This is a genomic window from Nitrospira sp. SG-bin1 (assembly GCA_002083365.1).
Taxonomy (GTDB): domain Bacteria; phylum Nitrospirota; class Nitrospiria; order Nitrospirales; family Nitrospiraceae; genus Nitrospira_D.
Genome location: LVWS01000033.1, coordinates 455760 through 473770, shown reverse-complemented (window position 1 = coordinate 473770; position 18011 = coordinate 455760). Strand labels below are relative to the sequence as shown.

General features: G+C 56.5%; 15 protein-coding genes and 1 pseudogene. 4 read left to right on the top strand and 12 right to left on the bottom strand.

The genetic code is table 11. From position 1 onward, the window contains the following. Nucleotides 1-95: 95 nt before the first annotated feature. Together A4E19_06715 and A4E19_06710 are read right to left on the bottom strand one after the other, a co-directional pair. Nucleotides 96-914 (bottom strand): polyphosphate kinase, encoded by an 819-nt coding sequence (locus tag A4E19_06715; GenBank protein ID OQW33032.1) that lies wholly within the window; start codon nucleotides 912-914, stop codon nucleotides 96-98. Nucleotides 915-1028: 114 nt separating this feature from the next. Further along, a complete protein-coding gene (locus A4E19_06710) occupies nucleotides 1029-1970 on the bottom strand; it encodes a hypothetical protein (protein OQW33031.1) in 942 nt (313 codons plus the stop codon). A 203-nt stretch (nucleotides 1971-2173) separates the two neighbouring features. Between A4E19_06710 and A4E19_06705 the strand changes: the two genes are divergently transcribed. Together A4E19_06705 and A4E19_06700 are read left to right on the top strand one after the other, a co-directional pair. Then, nucleotides 2174-2620, top strand: coding sequence for a hypothetical protein (locus A4E19_06705; protein OQW33030.1), 447 nt, complete (start codon nucleotides 2174-2176; stop codon nucleotides 2618-2620). 33 nt (nucleotides 2621-2653) lie between these two features. Then, complete coding sequence (locus A4E19_06700; GenBank protein ID OQW33197.1) at nucleotides 2654-3478, top strand: hypothetical protein; 825 nt, start codon at nucleotides 2654-2656, stop codon at nucleotides 3476-3478. Between the two features lie 57 nt (nucleotides 3479-3535). On the opposite strand, the gene A4E19_06695 is transcribed toward A4E19_06700, so the two are convergent. Next, nucleotides 3536-4618: a cytochrome-c peroxidase gene (locus A4E19_06695; GenBank protein ID OQW33029.1), complete on the bottom strand. Its 1083-nt coding sequence runs from the start codon at nucleotides 4616-4618 to the stop codon at nucleotides 3536-3538. Between the two features lie 142 nt (nucleotides 4619-4760). Further along, a complete protein-coding gene (locus A4E19_06690; protein OQW33196.1) occupies nucleotides 4761-5273 on the bottom strand; it encodes a DNA starvation/stationary phase protection protein in 513 nt (170 codons plus the stop codon). 291 nt (nucleotides 5274-5564) lie between these two features. On the opposite strand from A4E19_06690, the gene A4E19_06685 reads away from it, so the two are divergent. Both A4E19_06685 and A4E19_06680 read left to right on the top strand, forming a co-directional pair. Then, nucleotides 5565-6473, top strand: coding sequence for a LysR family transcriptional regulator (locus A4E19_06685; GenBank protein OQW33028.1), 909 nt, complete (start codon nucleotides 5565-5567; stop codon nucleotides 6471-6473). Between the two features lie 83 nt (nucleotides 6474-6556). Next, nucleotides 6557-7330: an exodeoxyribonuclease III gene (locus A4E19_06680; GenBank protein ID OQW33027.1), complete on the top strand. Its 774-nt coding sequence runs from the start codon at nucleotides 6557-6559 to the stop codon at nucleotides 7328-7330. Nucleotides 7331-7657: 327 nt separating this feature from the next. Here A4E19_06680 and A4E19_06675 read toward each other — a convergent pair whose 3' ends face one another. The 8 genes and pseudogenes from A4E19_06675 to A4E19_06640 form a co-directional block, all read right to left on the bottom strand. Then, a complete protein-coding gene (locus A4E19_06675) occupies nucleotides 7658-10114 on the bottom strand; it encodes a hypothetical protein (GenBank protein ID OQW33026.1) in 2457 nt (818 codons plus the stop codon). Between the two features lie 19 nt (nucleotides 10115-10133). Next, nucleotides 10134-11123, bottom strand: coding sequence for a hypothetical protein (locus A4E19_06670; protein ID OQW33025.1), 990 nt, complete (start codon nucleotides 11121-11123; stop codon nucleotides 10134-10136). Between the two features lie 25 nt (nucleotides 11124-11148). After that, nucleotides 11149-12162 carry a hypothetical protein gene (locus A4E19_06665; protein ID OQW33024.1) on the bottom strand — a complete coding sequence of 338 codons (1014 nt, stop codon included), beginning with the start codon at nucleotides 12160-12162 and terminating at the stop codon, nucleotides 11149-11151. A gap of 865 nt (nucleotides 12163-13027) precedes the next feature. Continuing rightward, a pseudogene (locus tag A4E19_06660) lies at nucleotides 13028-13363 on the bottom strand (capsular biosynthesis protein). Beyond that, nucleotides 13347-15104 (bottom strand): hypothetical protein, encoded by a 1758-nt coding sequence (locus tag A4E19_06655; protein ID OQW33023.1) that lies wholly within the window; start codon nucleotides 15102-15104, stop codon nucleotides 13347-13349. Before A4E19_06655 ends, A4E19_06660 begins: the two are co-directional and overlap by 17 nt. A 31-nt stretch (nucleotides 15105-15135) precedes the next feature. After that, complete coding sequence (locus A4E19_06650) at nucleotides 15136-15885, bottom strand: sugar ABC transporter ATP-binding protein (GenBank protein ID OQW33022.1); 750 nt, start codon at nucleotides 15883-15885, stop codon at nucleotides 15136-15138. Nucleotides 15886-15889: 4 nt separating this feature from the next. Continuing rightward, nucleotides 15890-16705 carry a hypothetical protein gene (locus A4E19_06645; GenBank protein OQW33021.1) on the bottom strand — a complete coding sequence of 272 codons (816 nt, stop codon included), beginning with the start codon at nucleotides 16703-16705 and terminating at the stop codon, nucleotides 15890-15892. Then, nucleotides 16702-17823, bottom strand: coding sequence for a hypothetical protein (locus A4E19_06640; GenBank protein OQW33195.1), 1122 nt, complete (start codon nucleotides 17821-17823; stop codon nucleotides 16702-16704). Before A4E19_06640 ends, A4E19_06645 begins: the two co-directional genes overlap by 4 nt. Nucleotides 17824-18011: the final 188 nt, after the last annotated feature.

Sequence of the window (18011 nt, the reverse complement as noted above, 5' to 3'; positions counted from 1 at the left end):
GGAAGGAGGAGCGCGGTGCTCCTGCCGCACTCCTCCTTCCTACGTGCTTCACCCGTAAGCACGGCACTCCGGTCACGGCCGTCCCTGACCACTCGCTACACAATCCTGAGCTTGGTGAAATCCACACCCTCCGCCGCCTGGGGCGTCTTGAGTTTCATGTCCTCCAATGCGTTCACGACACAATCCGCCACCACGAGATTGCGGTACCACTTTCGATTCGCCGGCACGACATACCAAGGCGCGTCCTCGGTGCTGGTTGCCGAGATGACATCCTCGAAGGCCTTCTGATACTCACTCCACAGCTTCCGTTCCTCCAGATCGCCGGAATTCCATTTCCAGCGTTTTTCCGGATCAGCGATGCGGGCCTCCAACCGCTCTTTCTGTTCGTCTTTCGAGATATGGAGGAAAAACTTGATCACGGCCGTCCCGCTTTCGGTCAGTAGCTCCTCAAACTCTTTGATTTGATCGAAGCGGCGTTTAGCGACCTTGTCGGGCACCCACCCATGTACCCGCGTAATCAACACATCTTCATAGTGCGATCGGTTGAAGATCCCGATATATCCCTTAGGAGGCGCTTCGCGATGGACGCGCCACAGAAAATCGTGCGCCAGTTCATCCTTGGACGGAACTTTAAAAGCCGCCACCTTACACCCTTGCGGGTTCACACCCGACATGACGCTCTTAATGGTTCCGTCTTTTCCGCTTGTGTCCATGCCCTGCAGCACGATCAGGAGAGATCGTGCCGCGCCGGCATACAAACGCTCTTGAAGCCCATCGAGCCTGGCGATGAGCTTGGCCGTGTCGGCTTTGGCCTTCGCCTTCCCTTGTTCGCTTTTCTTGTACTCGCCGGTATCGTCCGGATCGAATTTTTTGAGCGACAGTTTAGCGCCACGCCGCACGCGATATTGCTTCACCGGCTCCTCCTTCGGTTCTTGGCGGCGGATCCACCGCCCGTTAAGACAGGACTGACCCTCTGTGATAGTACTCAGACGCCGGTTCGTCGTGACTGGACAGGAGCAGGTGGGAGGTTATGGCTGCTTCGGTGCATCCTGAGCACAGCGGAAGCCCACATTCGGATCTTGCTCGGTCGGATCGCCCTTCGTCCGAAACGAGGATCGCAACCGATACGGAGTATTGATATACGATCCACCGCGCTGGACTTTTGCCGTGCCCTCTCCCGGCCCACGTGGATTGATGGCGGGGCTATTGGAATAAAAGTTGTCGGCGTACCAGTCCATGACCCATTCATAGAGATTCCCCGCCAAATCCTGTACACCGTACGGACTTTGTCCCATATGATGATTGCCGATGACCGACACCGTCTCAGGGCCGCCTTCTTTTAATCCATAGACCGCATGGACTGGCGTGGGTGGATCGTTTCCCCAGGGGTAGGTCCGTTCGTCGGTCCCTCGCGCCGCCTTTTCCCATTCAGCCTCCGTTGGCAACCGCTTTCCCAACCACAGACAATAACCCATGGCATCCATCCAGTTCACCCAGCGGACAGGACGCTCGGCATGGATCATGGGCGTCTCCTTGTCCGTGAATCCCCATGGAGGCTCGCTCTGAATGGCCTCGACATATTTGGCGAATCGTCCGTTGGTCACCTCGAATTTATCGACATAGAACGCATGGAGGTAGACGCGGTGCGCAGGAGCTTCGTCTTCATCTCCTTTATCACTTCCCATCACAAACTCACCGGCCGGAATCAGCACCATCGGTGCACCATCTTTCCCCACTATTTCAGAAAGGCCCGTGGTCAGCACGGTCAGTTGGTGCGCGGAGCCTCCGTTGGTAAGCGACTTGCCCCTCTCTCCAGCCTTGTGATCTCCGATGGAACCGCCTGGTTTCGTTGACACGGAAGGCGGATCAGTTTTCACGGAAGCCGGCGGGCCAGGCTCTGGCTTGGATGTCCGGTTTTCGGTCGCCGCGGCCCACCCTGCCTGAAGAAAAAGGGTGACGGCGCCAGCCATACAAGCGATAACAATTCGTCGGGCATCCATGCGTAGGTCGCTCCCGATCAACAGGAATAAGGTACCGAAAACCCATTGTCAAATCCAGCCTGCTTTTTACTCTACTCTCGCCCAACCCGATGACGGCAGCCAGGTACACCCGGCAGGGGTGATCGGCGGTAGAGTTGCACTTGCCGGTCGTCCGGTGTAGCGTAGGCGGCAGCATGTCGAGCTCGATTTCTTCCACTGTCCAAAAGTTCCTCCCTCTCATCACGGTTCCCCTGCTGGTCTCTCTGGCAATCGGGTTTTCCGGCTGTGGCGGTCCCTGGCGGGATTCCTACTTCAAGCACGGCGTCGGTCGGTTGACTCAGGAGGAGATTCGGGAACGATTAGGCCCTCCCCACACGGCCAAGACCCCGGCGCTTGGCGGGGACAGTCTCTGGACCTATCGGTTCGCGCTGAGCGAACAGGAACTCACGCGATGGAACTCTTCGTTCGTCGCCGATGCTTCCAACTCGGTCACCAGTTTGATGGGGAAGGGAACGGATACCGCCAAACCCACGTTGTATTGCTATCGGTATACCTTGACCTTCTCCGAAAACAAGACCCTGAAGAGCTGGAAACGGGAGGAATGCGTCCCCGGTACCCGTGAAACGCTGACCGCCAAGTAGAGGACGATTGTGCCCCCAAGCGAGTGGTTTTCCATCGACAGCTCGGTCGCGCTGGACGGACTGAAGTCCCTGATCCTGCTGCTGACCTTGGTCGCGGTCCGGTCGCTGGTCGTTCGATGGATCGCCGGTAATCCGACGCTCTCGATGGAATCAAAACGTCGATGGGTGGTCACGACAAGGAACTCCGTCGTCTTCGCGTTCCTCATCGGCCTGGTGATGATTTGGGCACACGAGCTGCAGGCTTTTGCAGTTTCGATTGTCGCGTTGGCAGCCGCCATGGTCCTGGCGACGAAAGAGTTGATCCTCTGTTGGAGCGGCGCGGCACTTCGAGTCGGCGGCAAGGTCTATGCCGTCGGCGATCGCATTCAAATCGCCGGCCACCGCGGCGTGGTGCTGGATCACGATATGTTCGCCACGAAGTTATTGGAGATCGGTCCCGGACAATCCGCTCATCTGTACACCGGTCGCGTGACGGTGTTCCCCAACAGTCTGCTGTTCACCAATCCATTGGTCAAGGAAAATCCTGAGCAGGAGTACGGTCTCTATACGGTGATCGTGCCGATCAAGAACGATGACGATTGGACGCGAGCCGAGCGCGTCCTCTTGGATGCGGCAAAAGCCGAATGCGCGCCGTTCATGAAAGAAGCGGTGCGCCAGATGAAGTTATTGGAACAGACCAATCTGCTCGAGGCGCCTTCGCCGGAGCCGCGCATCACGATTCAACTGCCGGAATCCGGCAAGATACATCTCGTGCTCCGATTCCCGGCCCCGGATCGAGGACGCTCCCGTATCGAACAGGCCATCCTTCGTCGGTATCTCGTCCAGATGAACGGACCGGACGCCTCACCCAGCGCCTAAAAAAAGAGGGTCACCGTACGATGACCCTCCAATGATCCTCATTCTGAATGGTCCGAATTACTTCGGAAACGACTTCGGTGGGGAAACATGCTGCCATCCTTCTCCATTGAGCGATTTGAGCATGGCCACCAAATCTTGTTGCTCCTCATCCGTCAGTTCCAATGTAATGATCGTGTTATCTTGGTGGGGATTCTTGACCCCTCCTTGATTGTAGAACTTCACGACCTCTTCCAAGGTCTTGAATCGTCCGTCATGCATATATGGCGCAGTACGAGCGATTTCCCGTAACGTCGGAGTCTTGAACGCTCCGATATCCTCCGCGTTATTGGTGACCATGTACCGACCGAGATCGACCGTATTCGTGTCCCATCCAATACCGAGATTGTGGAACTTTTCGTCCGTGAAGTTGAAACCTGAATGGCATCGGGTACAGCGGGCTTTTCCGCGAAACAGCTCCAAACCGCGCTTCGCTGAATCGTTCAACGCATTTTCATCTCCTCCGATATCGAACTTGTCCACCGCGCTGTTACCCGACAACACGGTCCGTTGAAAGCTGGCAATGGCCATGCCCACTCTCTCCGTCGTGATGTTCTCATCGCCGAAGACTTGCTTGAAGAGCTTCCGGTAGCCCGGGATTTTCATCATCTTTGCGTTCATCTCATCGTAGCTGGCAAAGCCGTGCTCGATCGGATTCGTAAATGGACCGACCGATTGAGCTTCCAATGTCGCCGCCCGGCCATCCCAAAAATTCAATGTGCTGTAGACCCGATTGAACGATACGGGCGCGCTGCGGCCACCTTTGAGGCCATGGATACCGGTCGACACCGGCATGCCGTCTGCGAATCCTTTTTGAGCCATATGACAACTTGCGCAGGCGATGGTGTTGTTCTTTGACAAACGCTTATCGAAGAACAGAATGCGCCCCAGCTCAATCTTCTCCTTCGTCAGGGGATTGTCAGCAGGCACGAAATTATTCGGATCTTCCAATCCCGGAATGGTCGGCAACGTATAGGACCCTCCAGCAGACTCGGCGGCAGTCGCCTGTTTGCCGATCATCGGTATGAGGGGCATGGCGAGAGCCATCCCCAATACCCATACCCCCGTCAATACTGCCCTCTCAAATATCTTCTTTCGTGTCATCACATCCTCCCTTCTGCAGGCTATATATGTGACTGGTGACTTTCCCTGTTCCCTCACCGCTTCCTTTTCTGGCTCGTCCAGCCACCGATACTCTTGAAGAAAAGAGTGTCCCATGCGTCGATGGCCGTCATCGCCTTTTACACTACTCCAATAGGCTTCGGAGCATCCAGGCCGTCTTCTCGTGCACCTGCATGCGCTGAGTCAGCAGATCGATCGTCACTTGATCGGAAGCTTTCTCAGCCGTCGGAAAGACGGTCCGCAAGGTCCGCACCAACGCTTCCTGCCCCTCGACCAACTGACGAATCATGTCTTCCGCCTTCGGGACACCCGTGGCTTCGGAGATAGAAGAAAGCTTGGAAAATTGCGCATAACTTCCAGGAGCGGAATGGCCCAGCGCTCTGATCCGCTCCGCAACCAGATCGACGGCCAGGGCGAGTTCATTGTATTGCTGCTCAAACATGAGGTGGAGCGTCTGAAACATCGGCCCCGTCACATTCCAGTGGAAGTTGTGCGTCTTAAGATAGAGGGTATAGGTATCAGCCAGCACGTTCGCCAAACCTTCCGCGATCGCTTCTCTGTGCGACGGTGCGATCCCCAGATCAATCTGACGACCACTCCCGCCAACGGCCGATGCTTTCCTGGTTGTTTTGCGCATGGCGCTCTCCTCTCCGGTTTGAAGGCTCGTCGGCCAATGCGCGCCTGTCATATCATGACTCATGCTGCCGACTCAATCCGTAGGTAGTGTGATGGGATGTGTTTCAACCGCGACTCAGACAAGACATCCCTGATGCTTTCTGCTTCGCCTTTATGACCGCACCCCTCCGGTTCGGGGCAGGTCACGACTTCGCTTCTGCCCGTGCACAAGGTAGCGACCTATCGTGAATAAGTCCATTTGATAATACTGATTATCCATATTAATCTTTCTTATGGATGAAAGGAGACCAAGATGACGCTTACGGAATTGCGCTACATCGTAGTGGTGGCCCAGGAACGGCACTTTGGCCGCGCTGCGGAACGGATATTCGTGACTCAGCCGGCATTGAGTCTGGCCATCAAGAAACTGGAAGAGGAGTTAGGAACGACGATTTTCGAGCGGCGCCGGAACCGGATTGAACTGACCTCGCTGGGCGAGCAAATCGTCCATCAGGCTCAACGGGTGGTGGAGGAGGCGGAGCGCATTAAGGTCCTCGCCTCTCAAGGCAAAGATCAACTGAACGGGCGGCTGCGACTCGGCGTCATCGCGACCGTGGGACCGTACATCCTTCCAGACCTGGTCCCGCTTTTGAACAAGCATGCACCGAAGATGCCGTTGGAGTTGGAAGAAAACCTCACGCATAACTTAGTCGGCATGGTGAAGAGCGGAAAACTCGACGTCATCATGATCGCCCTTCCCTTTGAGGAACCCGGACTCCTGACCGCCGCCTTGTATGATGAACCGTTTCTGGCCGTAGTCCCCACCGGACACCCATGGCAAAAAAAGAAACTACTCGATTCCCACCTGTTGGCCACTCAGAAAGTCCTTCTCCCTCATGCGGGCCATTGCTTCCGCCAGCAAGTCCTCGATGCCTGTCCGGAGCTCAGTCGCTCGGATGGGGAAGGCTGGCAAGGAAACTCGTTGGAAACCATCAGACAGATGGTGGTCTCAGGTTTCGGCATCACCGTGCTGCCCTGCAGCGCCCTCACGCCGAAGTACCGGAACAAGCGCCTCGTCGCGATTAAACTGGCGGACCCGGTACCGGGTCGTCGCATCGGCCTTGCTTGGCGGCGTGGGTTCACCAGGCCCCAAGTCATTGAGGTGATCCGAGAGGCCGTCCATGCGCTGAAAGTACCGGGCTTTAAGATGACGACGGCATGATGTACTCGGCTCACCCTCTGAACTGCTTGTTGCTCCGGGCAGGTTTTGTTAGGATGCGCCCACTCTACGGGAGCTCGCGCGGGATGAAAATCGCCACGTTCAACGTCAATTCATTGCGCAAACGTTTGCCGATCGTGCTCGAATGGCTCGAGCGACATCAGCCGGATGTCCTGTGTCTCCAAGAGACCAAGGTCCAGGACAGCGAGTTTCCACTGCTGGCACTGGCACCCAGCGGGTATGAAACGACGTTTCGAGGGATGAAATCCTATAACGGGGTGGCGATCCTCAGTCGGAAGAAGCCGGAAGCCGTGTTCCATGGTTTCGACGATGGAGGAGACCTTGAAGACTCCCGCCTGCTGAGAGTGGTCATCGATGGAATTCCCATCGTCAATACCTACGTGCCGCAAGGGTTCGAAATCGATTCGCCGAAGTATGCTTACAAGCTCGCCTGGTACGAACGGTTACGGAACTACTTCAACGCCCACCTTTCCCCGCGAGTCCCGGCTATTTGGTGCGGCGATATGAATGTGGCTCCACGCCCCATGGACGTCCACAGTCCCGAAAAACATCTGAACCATGTCTGCTACCATGAAGCCGCGCGCAAGGCCTATGAACAGACGGTGTCCTGGGGATTTGAGGATGTGTTTGTGAAACTCTACCCGACACGTCAGCAATACACATTCTGGGACTATCGGGCGCCGAGCTCACTGGAGGCCAATAAAGGGTGGCGCATCGATCACATGATGGCCACGGCACCATTGGCTGAAAGATGTGTGAAGGTGGATGTGGACGTCGAGCCGCGGCGAGCGAAAGAGCCTTCAGACCATACGTTTTTGTGGGCCGAGTTTTCGATCTGACCGCGAACGCGACGTCCACTCCGACCGTAAGTACATTCCACCCCTCTCGATCATACAAAGAACAACTGTCTACTAGGCGGCCTTGGCTCGTAGGTGGTGACTACGATTCTGTTCAATCAACGGATCGATGATCAGGCCGCAATTGAGGCAGCGCAGAATGACCGTACTGGACGACACCGACGGTTGACGCTCGTGGATCATCAATCCTTTGCATTTTACACAGGTCATTGAATATCCTCCTTACTGATATCGACTGAGCAAGGTTTGTAGCATCCGAAGATTAACGAGATGTTAACAGCCAGTTAAAAGTCTCTAATGCCGCACCGCTCATGTGGCCGGCAATACTTTAAGCCCCGCTTCCGCAAACTTGTGTTCGATCGCGAAACGCAATTCGCTCGCAATTTCGTTCGGGTCGACGTCCGGGGAGATCTCATGCCAATAGTTCACCGTAAAGATGCGGGCTTGGGCTCCGAATTCGTCGAGAAGTACTTGAGGCGGCGGTTCTTTCATCACTTTCGGATGCTGGAGGGCGAGAGCTGACAGCAGATCCGTGATCTGTTGCGCAGCCGTGCCGTATGGAGCGCCGACTCGAAGAGAAAACCGTCCGACACGGCTTGAGTAAGTCCAGTTCGTAAGAGCCCGCTCCAGGAAACTGCTGTTCGGTATCAACGTCTCCGTTCCCTTGGCGTCTCTGATGGTGGATGAACGAAGACCGATCGACGTTACCCGACCTCGGACATTGTCGGCCTCGATGAGGTCGCCGACCCGCATCGGCCGTTCGATCAACAGCAGAATGCCGCTGATGATGTTCTTCAAGAGTGTTTGCGCGCCGAATCCCACGCCGATCGCGAAGGCTCCGCCGAGAAACGCAAAAATCGTCAACGGGATCTTGGCCCACGAGAAGCTCAGCACGATCAAGAACGTGATGAGAAAAGCCTGACTCCACTGGCGCACCAGATTGGCGACGTCCGCCGCCATCCCGAACCTTGTCACGCCCAATCGGCCGATCAACCGCGCCAAATGGACACAGACCACATAGCCCACCACGAAGATCGCCAAAGCGGTCAGCGTTTTGCCGACCGTCACACTGCGGTGGCCGGTCAGGGTCTTGCCGTCCACCTCGATCGTATCTTCCGCGGAAAAAAGCTCGTACGTCCACGCATCCGTGATCAGGTTCCCGACACGGCCGAGCCATTCTTCGAGTCGATCGAATAAGGGCAATTCCTTCTGTTGTTGTTTGAATTCGGTCCGCCATCTCTCCATAAACCTCGCCGCTTCATCCATTCGATGCAATGCCCGGGTGTACGTCTCTTCTCGTTCATGAAATGTCCGCATGAGGTTCTGCAGCGTGGCACGTAGCGACGGCGACGACGAATGGCGCATGCGATTCTCCACTTCACTGATCTGGCCGGATATGATTCCGGCCTGCTGGCGCAAGTAGTCTCGGGACGCTCGAAAATTATCGAACAGTGGTGCGAATCGTTCATACGCGTCCCGCGCCTTTCCCGGCTCAGCCGTATGGACGAGGACAAAGCGGTTCTCCCACAAGAGGCGCTCGCCTTCCACGACGTTCATCAATTGCTGTAAAAGGTCACTCTGCGACACCACATTGTCCATGCGCGCTCGGGCCAGCTCGACCTCGGCCTTTGCCCGGGCTAGGACCGGTGTTTCCTCGACCGACCCCTTTCCTCCGGTCTGCTTGTTTCGGAGCAGGTCGAATCGCTGTTCCACCTGCTGAACGGCCTGTGACTGCCGCTGTCGCTCAAGGAGCGATCGTTCCAGTTCTTCCTCCAAACGCAAGCGCTCTTTCGCCAAACGGGTTCGGACTTGAGCGAGGTCTGCTTCGCCGAAAAGGACGTGCGGAGAAACCGCATCCAACCGCCGCTGTTCGAAAGCGAGTTGGGCTTTGATGTTCTCCAGCTCTTCTTCCACCCGTCTTTTCGAGAGTTGCGCCGCTTCCAGCAGGACGGATGCGGCTCGAGCGCGAAGCGCGGCGAGTTCGTGCTCTCGGCGGGTATGGTCGGACACTTCGGCGGCTTCCAACCGTTCCGAGGCCTGCCGCAGCCGCTCTTCGGCCGTCGTCAGCGCTTCGCGCGCTTGCTCGAATCGCAACGTCAGTAATTCACGCTGGGATTGCAGCCCTTCGGCGGCAAGTGTGAGGGAATGCACGGTATCCCACACTTGGTCCGCGAGGAAAATCGAATAGGGCGGAGGCTCAGGAAAGCCTTTCCACTCGCTGTTGACGCTGACGATGTCGGTGTGCCGCTGACGCGCCTCGGTCAGCCGTTGTACATCGCTCAACTGCTCGTCATACCCGCGCACGATCCGCTCCAATAACGCCAGCCGCTCCTGCTGCTCTTCTTGAGCCGCGCCGGTCACGCGCTTGGATGCGAGAGAGTCCCGCACGGCATTCAGGTCCGTTTGTGCTTGCTTGCGTCGTTCGCGAAGCGCCGCCACATCTATTTGACCAGGCTGAGAGACGCCGCCTGACCCGCTATCTGCCTGCGAAGCCGATATCGTGAGAGTCGGCTCGACAGCATGAGCGCAGTGCGGGGACAATGAACCCATTGTGGCCGGGCCGAGCGCGAGGGTCAGGATAAGACGAAACGTGGAGGCGTTGTTGATGGACAACGAACGTCTGCGTACCGGTGAAGGTCGTCGTTGCCGTCTGAAAGAGGGCTGAGAGCGCCAGGTATTCAGCATGCCACTGATTCTGAGGTCGGCGATCAGCAAGGTTCGATTAAGGGTGAATCGCCGAACAATTCCGTGGATCGATAAATACACATGGCGGTGATCGTTGTGGTTACCATGCCAACACGGCTAACAGTCGATTGGCGATTGTCTTAAGGCCGGGATGCAACAAAAGTGGCCCGGCCTTGTCCAGCCAGCGTCCCAGCAGTCTGGCTACGTGCTTTTGTTTGCGCCGTTTTGCCAGCAATGGCGCACACGACGGCTCCACCCGTGACCCCCCCGCACCCCGATAGAGTTCGTACCAGTCGAGAAAGAGCAAACAGTTCAGCCGTTGAAAGCCCGAACGATACGCCCACTCGTACTTCGGGAATTCCAAACCGAGATCCCATGGATCGAGAATGATGCAATGTCGAGCGAGAAACAGACGATGGCCGTCCATCACGTTGTGAGCGATATCGTTGTGATATTGCGGTACCGCATACCCGAGCCGCCGAGCATAATGCGTGGCGAGATGTTGTTCCACCGCCAAGCGAGAGCGGAAGCGACGATCCATGAACGTCGAATGGCCGGCATGAGGCTGTTGCTCGTAGAACCTTGCATCGGCGTCGCTCATGAACGGCACGGACCAATACTGTTGCAGCGTCCGAGTCGAGCCGAATTGAAACCAATCGCTGACGTGGTACGGCATCTGCTCAAACATGAGCGGATCGATGGTAAACAGTGAGGAGGTAAGGATCCGTTGCTCGACGCCGACCTCCCAATAGCGACGGACGGCTTCCAGAAGCGCCGCGTGCTTCAGGGCACAGTCCGTGCGTATCTTGACGACATACGCTGTTTCGATGTCTTGTAGACCTTGTCGCGCAGAAAGAATTTGCCGATTGACATTGTTGTGTTGGCCGGCACCGTCCCGCGATTTGATCCCCGGCAATGGTCCAGGGTCGTCGGAAAACACCACACGGTCCACCGGAAGTCCCGTAACTTTCGAGCCGGTCCAGGTACTGAGTACACAACGGCTGCGAGGCAGTGCCTGGCGCGTGCGTCGAATGCATGTTGCCGTGCCCTGCGGACCATCGATGACCGGTCCCTGGAAAACGAGCGTCATGTCGGACTCGATAAGCGGCATGAAGTTATCGCGTGAGGCGATGGAATGCTCGCTTCACCAGGATCTTGCCATCACGCATCAGGGTTCCGATCGGATGCTTTCGAAACCGCTCCCGCGCTTTCGGATGGTACCGATCGATACGCTGAATCATGCTCGTATCGGCCACATTCACGACCAGCGGCATCCCTTCTCGATAGATTTCGTAACACCACTCAGGGTGATAGATGGGCACCAAACCATTGCGTTGGCAAAGATGGAGAAATAAAATCGTTTCCGGCGATGCCGGTACTTTGCGGGCGAGATACTCGATCACGCATTTGCCGAGATGAGTGAAGCACGGGAGATCCTCCCTGCGGAACAGAAACAGCTGATCATTGAAGTGATGCCGATCCGCTCCCTCGAGAACATCTCCGGTCATCACGTTTTTGTAGTACAGCACGCTGGCATTGCGAAGGTGCTTCCTTCCCCACTCATCAAACCCCTCTCCGGACGGAATATGAAGATGTCCGAACTTGACCTCGGCCTTGATGGGAGAAAAAAACGCCAAATCAGGTCTCGTCAGAATGACAAAGTGGTACCGGACTCGCTGCGTCTTCTCATGCTGGAGCAAGAGGTTGATGGCTCCCTCCATGTTGAAGACCATGGAAAACATGCGTGCCGGGTTGAGACCAAAAATCCACTCCTCGCGAGGAACAATCGCGGCCTGACGCACGAATTCCTCTTGCGCCACATCATGAAAGCGGTATTGGCGAAGGGCAGGCCCATACGCCTCCGCCAGATCATCCTCCGAAACCGCACCGGTCGACCCCATCTGCCCTTTGGGGTTGGCCTTCACGTTGCCGAACAGGTCCAGACGGCCTTTATGCACCAAACTAGGTGCGTCCGACTGCGCCGGTCCGAAATAAAACACGTCGGCGTTGTTCGGCAGCACCACGTGGCGAAGGAAGGATGGGGCTGTAACCCGAAACGTCCTCAACATGCCGTAGAGCAACACGGCAACCTGAGGAGAAGTGCTGCTCGCGTGGTTCACGCTCGTCATTGTGCCCTCGTCCCGACAAAAGTGGCTGGACGCCGTGTGCGTGGCGGTAAGATCGTCAGGCGTCAAGTCGGATATCGTCCGCTTTGCGGTTGGCCCGATCCGCCAACCTCTTCATGACCTCCGCATTAGCCGGATCGGCTTCAGCCGTTGCCAGATCATCCGGCGTCCCGAAACTGATGAACCGTTCCACTTCGGCGCCTCGGACAAGATAGCCATCGGCGATCATCCGGTTGTAGAGCGGTCCAAGGTAGTACTCCCCGTTCACTGTCTGGCCTTTTTCAATCGCAGCCTCGATCAGCTCGAAGAGCTGCACGGTGGAGCTAAAATAGTATGTTCCCGTTGAGGCATGGGGCGAGATCGGCTCTTTCTCCGTTACGCGACTCACCCGGCCTTCCTGATCCATGGCCGCATAGCTCCACTTACTGCCGGTCCCGCGGAACAGCAGCAGCGCACCGTCCGCCGATACCGGGAATTCGGCGAAGCTGCGCATTTCGAAGGCGCTATCGGCATTGTGTACGAGGACAGGAAGATGAAATCCCACATGATGTTTGGCAAAGAGCACCGTTTCGGCCTGTCCTCTTGTCTGGCGATCGACTTCGACAACGATGGGATGATGGTCCTCAAACGTTTCTTCGATGTCGCGACGTAGCATCGGCGCGTAAGGACCTTGCCGAATCAGACACACCAAGGTTTCTGCCTGCTCCAACGGCAGCGAACGAACGGCATGTCGATACATCGGTTGCCCGAACACCGAGATCAGCGGCTTCGGGAGATCATAGCCAGCTCGACTGAAGCGCGATCCCGCCCCTGCCATCGTGATGACCAGATTCATCTTCCGTAGGGCTACCCCTCGACGAAGAAGTTCCTTTTCGCCGAGTGCGTACCAATTGCCCGGGAACGCCATCGCTCGGTCGTCGACATACAAATCCGCGTGCGGTTTCCCGAACCAGAGTTCATCGTATTCGATGCCGTGTCGGTGCAGCCATTCGATCAGGGTCTGCCCTTGTCTGGCGATCACGAGGCCCACGTTCGCACCGCAGGTCTTCATATGGCGTGCGGTGGCCAGAATGATGTAATGACCCTCCGCACGCAGTCGGCGGATGGATTCGGCGGCATGCGGCAGCGGCCGAACTGTGGCGTAATCGTCGTGACAACTCTTCAATTCACAAAGTGTCCCATCGACGTCAAGACAGATCCGCACCGAGTGTCTCCTTCAACAACATCAGTCCCCTCAGATACAACGCCGTTTGGCGCTTGCCGTCGTCGCAGTGAAACGGCAACATAGTAAGAAAAAGCAGCGCCTCCAAGAGCTTTAAGTCGGTTACGTCATAAGCCGTCGTTCCGTCGAGCAAGTCGAACAGCACGGATTCCGCGTCGCAGGCCGATACCGAGCGGAGCAGCGTCATGTCGAAGCAGCTTGTCCCAGACATGGTCAATTGGTACATCTCGTGCAGGATGAAGTCATAGCCGCCATGGAACGAATGGAGCAGTTTGGCCATGTCGTAGCGTGGATCGCCATGGCAGCCCTCTTCGAAGAACTCTCCGCGCGGATCGATGAATTTGATCAAACTCGTGCGGGGATCGTAGAGGATATTTCCGCAACACAAGTCCCCGTGGATGATCGTGGGCGCACAACGATCAGCGATACGGCGAAGACGGGCCTGGAGTAGCGGTTTGTAGGTCATCCAGCCGGGATGTACCGCTCCATTGATGGAGACGGCTTCGGCTTCCAATAACGATCTGATGGCTGCCAGACGATCTCCCTCTTGAAGACGCGCTTCGATCTTGTTCCAATAGAAGTCGTAGACTCTATCGGCGTCTATGAACGGCTGTGCCCGTGCCGAGAACGCTTTATGAATCGACAGGATTTTGATGAGGACCTGCTGCCAGACCGACTTGGGAACCTCGTAAAAGACGAAATACTCGGACAGCGTTTTGTAGCCGTAATATTCGATCGTATACGACACATGTTTCCCAAGCTGCGCTTCCAACATCCGCGGGAAATATACGGTGAGTTCTTTCGGCAATCGATTGTAATAGTTGATTTCTTGAAGGAGCTTTTCTCGGTTTCGTCCTCGCTTCGTGATCAGTCCGCGCATTTCGTCGATATCGAGATGGTTGCATTCCCGCGTTCCGAGCACGTGAGTCCTGATCCGGGCGGAGGTATCCAAATGTCCAAGATCGATCCACGTGGCGACATCTTGTAAGCTCAGATTGTCACCATAGAGGTGAAAGAGAAGACCGCCCACGGTGTTGACGGCAACGCCTCGTTTGATGACTGCTTGGGCCTCAGCTATGGAAGGCAAATAATACAGCCCGATATCGGTACGGCTGGCCCCGGCGGAAGAACAATGGTTCCGCTTAGACTTGTTGCCGGCCCAGGCTTCCTCAAAAAGATATCCGTCCTGCGTCTCATGAATGGATGAATACTTGTCGGAATCGATGTATCCCGACGTGAAGACGATGGGATTCGAACCCGGCTCGAAACGGTCCAAGTCATAGTAGATGTCTCCGTAAGAGATCAGCGCAGATCCGTAGCCGATGCCTCCGAGTGCCATCACGTCGAAGACCGAAGCCAACGACTGGATGGGAGTCGCGCCCGGATGACTGGGAACGCGTACGATGGACAGGGCAAGGCGGCCCCCGAAAGCCGAGCGAAGGAACGCTTCGACTCGTTGCTCTTCTTCCGGAATGGCCACCAACACCTTGCGGCCGCCCAATCGGAGAAAATTCAGGACCGTGATGTAAATGAGCGGGCGCCCCATATAGGGCAACATCGCCGGAGAGGTGACGTCCATGATGTTCACGAAGTCCTGACGCACACGGCCGGCGGCCAGCAACACCAGATGCACATGGGCCATCGACTGTGGAAGAGAAGCGGGGTCGGCCGTTCCTGAGCCGGACGACTTGCCGGCTGGATGCTCAACGATCATCGACTCCATCACTCTGTGCCCCTTTCGGCCGATGGAAACATCATGGCTCCGGCAAATCCCGATCGAAACCGTGCAGCGGCGGCTGCTCCCAGCTCTGTTGAATCCGCCCATGGTCCAAGTGGATGATGCGGGTACACATATCCTTCAGCAACTGCTCCGAGTGGGAGGCCATCACGAGAATTTTCGACCGCGCCAGGAAATTCGCCAGGCGATCCTGCGCCCGCTTCTGAAAATCCACGTCTCCGACCGACAACCATTCATCCATCAATACAATGTCGGCATCCACCGCCGTCGACATCGCAAACCCCAATCGCATCTGCATGCCGGTTGAATAGGTCCGCACGGGCATGGATAAAAACTCGCCCAGCTCGGTAAATTCCGCCACTTCGTTGAGAAGGCGATCCGCTTGGCGACGCGACAAACCCAACAGCACGCCGCGCATTCGAATATTCTCCATACCGCTGGCGTCGCCTTCCATACCGAGATTCAGGTCGATCAATGAGGCAACACGGCCTCTCACTTCTAGACGCCCGGCGATCGGAGGATAGACTCCCGCGATCGCTCGGAGGAGGGTGGTTTTCCCGGAGCCGTTGTGGCCCCATAAACCCAATCGGTCTCCTGATCCAAGTCGGAATGACACCTCGTCCAACGCGCGCACGACCGTCACATCGCCACGGCGGCCGATGCGGCCGCCGGTGGCGGACTGCAGCAGTCGCTGCTTGAATGATTGATGCTCGACACGATACATCGGAAACTCGACGACGATCCGATCTGCATGCACCCAAGCCATACGTTCACAGCCAGTACGCGATACGGTCTCGATGACGCCCGAGTAGCCACACCATCATCGCACCAAAAAAAACAATCGAGCCCGTCGTCCAAAGATAGTGGACGCCGGATGGGATGTGTCCCAGGAGCGGTTGGCGAACCACTTCAATCCAATGGAACAGGGGATTGATCTCCGCCATCCACGCCTTGGATCGGAGCGCGGACGGTTCCCACAGTATGGGGGTCAGGAAAAAGGCGATCTGTAACAAGCTGGCGACCAACGGCGGACAATCGCGGTACCGCGTGCAGGTAATGGCAACCAGCATGGAGAGAAAGACCGAAATCATGGCCACGAGCGCCAGACCGACAAGCGCGAGCCAGGCGACCGGATGCCATCCGATCCCACACAGAAACAGCACGCCGGCCACCACCACGGCATTATGGGCCAAAATTAACGTATTGCGGGTGCCAAGCCGCAATATATACGTCGGATAAGGCAAGCGAGTTTGTTTGATGATGTGCTCGAATTGCGTGAATCCGGTACAGGCATCGTTGATCTGCGTGGACAACCAGGTCCATACCACGAGCCCGATCGCAAAAAACGGCAAATAGGTGGAGATAGGAAGCTGAAAGATTTGAGACCAGAGCAAACCTAGAACCCCGATGGTCACGGCCATACTGGCCGTCAGCCACCAAGGACCCAAGAGAGACCGGCGATAGCGAAGCCGGATATCCTGCCATCCGAAGTATGCCCAGGTGTCCCGCCATCGGAGCGTATCGAGGCATTCCTGGAGACCTTGTCGTAAACAAATGACCGCAGAAAGAGGAGCCCCTGTCGTCATGTTTGCGTCTCCTGCATCACGGTCCGGTATTCTTGGGCGTAAGCTCGAGCCATCGTGTCGGCCGTGAAGAGCTCCAGGTAGCGCCTGCGGCCGTTCCGACCCAATGTTTCACGTTCACGGCGATTTGCCAGCAGACGATTCACGGCACGAGCCAACGCCGGAGCATCATTGGGTTCGACCACAAGGCCTGTTTCCCCTTGGACATTGATGTAGGTCGTGCCGGTACCCAGTTCGCTGGAGACCATGGCCTTTCCGTACATCGCCGCTTCGACGAGCGACAATCCAAAGGCTTCCGAGCGCAAGTGAGAAGGAAACACAAACAGGGTGGAGAGGCGAAAGAGGGCATCTTTGTCGAGGGGGTCCACGGCACCCACGAACGTAACGTTTCTGAGACCTAGGCGCCGGCCAAGCATTCGGTAAGCTTGGTCACAAGGACCCGCACCTGCAACGACGATATGCGTACGAATGTCGGGAGCGGCCTGCAACAGGAGATGAAGACCTTTGTAATAACGCAAGACGCCGATGAACAAAATAAACTCTTCACCGATCCGATGCCTCCAATAGGCGGCTCGTAGCGATACCCCGGAACCCTGTCCTTTGTCTTCGATCCCGATCGGAATTACTCGAGTGGTCGCACCGAGGCGACGTAGCACCGGGCTGGTGCAGACATAATTGTGAGAAGTCGCAATGACCCTGGACGCATGTCTCAGAAACCACCAGCGAAGAGGCGAATACAGACAATTCAGACTCCGTTGGCGCACGACGTCCGAATGATAGGTCACTACAAATGGCTTCTTCACCCGGCTCACCCAATGGACGAAATCTCCATACGGCCAGGGAAAATGGAAGTGAAGAATATCCGCCCATTCGGCAAGTCTCCGATAGGCCACCAACATGGACAGTGAGAATCCCATGGAAGCTATTTGGCCGTCCTGCGGAAAACGATAGGCCGTGATGCCGTCTTGTCGTACGCGGCGCACTCGTTGTGCCGGGGCGAGATACGCAATGCGGCTGTCGATCCCATGCTGCCGAGCCGTCAATGCCAAAGTGGAAAGAAATCCTTCAATGCCGCCATATGCATCGGCAGACCACGATTTATAGACATGCAGCACACGAATGGCAGGTCTCGCCACGTAACCCGCGGCGCTTTCGGAACGGAAACGCAGTGACTTTATTTTCTTCTCTCGTGGAAGCAGCTGTATCATTGATCGTGGGCTCCGGAGGGCACAACACGAATCACCGTACCAACTCAGTTTCCGTACGCCCACTAGGAAAATGACCAGATGTTGAGACTTATGTCTCTAGT

Coding starts and splice junctions, on each gene's coding strand:
- A4E19_06710 (OQW33031.1), bottom strand. CDS start 1,970: ATGGCTGGCGCCGTCACCCTTTTTCTTCAGGCAGGGTGGGCCGCGGCG.
- A4E19_06670 (OQW33025.1), bottom strand. CDS start 11,123: ATGACGCTCGTTTTCCAGGGACCGGTCATCGATGGTCCGCAGGGCACG.
- A4E19_06705 (OQW33030.1), top strand. CDS start 2,174: ATGTCGAGCTCGATTTCTTCCACTGTCCAAAAGTTCCTCCCTCTCATC.
- A4E19_06685 (OQW33028.1), top strand. CDS start 5,565: ATGACGCTTACGGAATTGCGCTACATCGTAGTGGTGGCCCAGGAACGG.
- A4E19_06650 (OQW33022.1), bottom strand. CDS start 15,885: ATGGCTTGGGTGCATGCAGATCGGATCGTCGTCGAGTTTCCGATGTAT.
- A4E19_06690 (OQW33196.1), bottom strand. CDS start 5,273: ATGCGCAAAACAACCAGGAAAGCATCGGCCGTTGGCGGGAGTGGTCGT.
- A4E19_06665 (OQW33024.1), bottom strand. CDS start 12,162: ATGACGAGCGTGAACCACGCGAGCAGCACTTCTCCTCAGGTTGCCGTG.
- A4E19_06680 (OQW33027.1), top strand. CDS start 6,557: ATGAAAATCGCCACGTTCAACGTCAATTCATTGCGCAAACGTTTGCCG.
- A4E19_06695 (OQW33029.1), bottom strand. CDS start 4,618: ATGACACGAAAGAAGATATTTGAGAGGGCAGTATTGACGGGGGTATGG.
- A4E19_06645 (OQW33021.1), bottom strand. CDS start 16,705: ATGACGACAGGGGCTCCTCTTTCTGCGGTCATTTGTTTACGACAAGGT.
- A4E19_06655 (OQW33023.1), bottom strand. CDS start 15,104: ATGGAGTCGATGATCGTTGAGCATCCAGCCGGCAAGTCGTCCGGCTCA.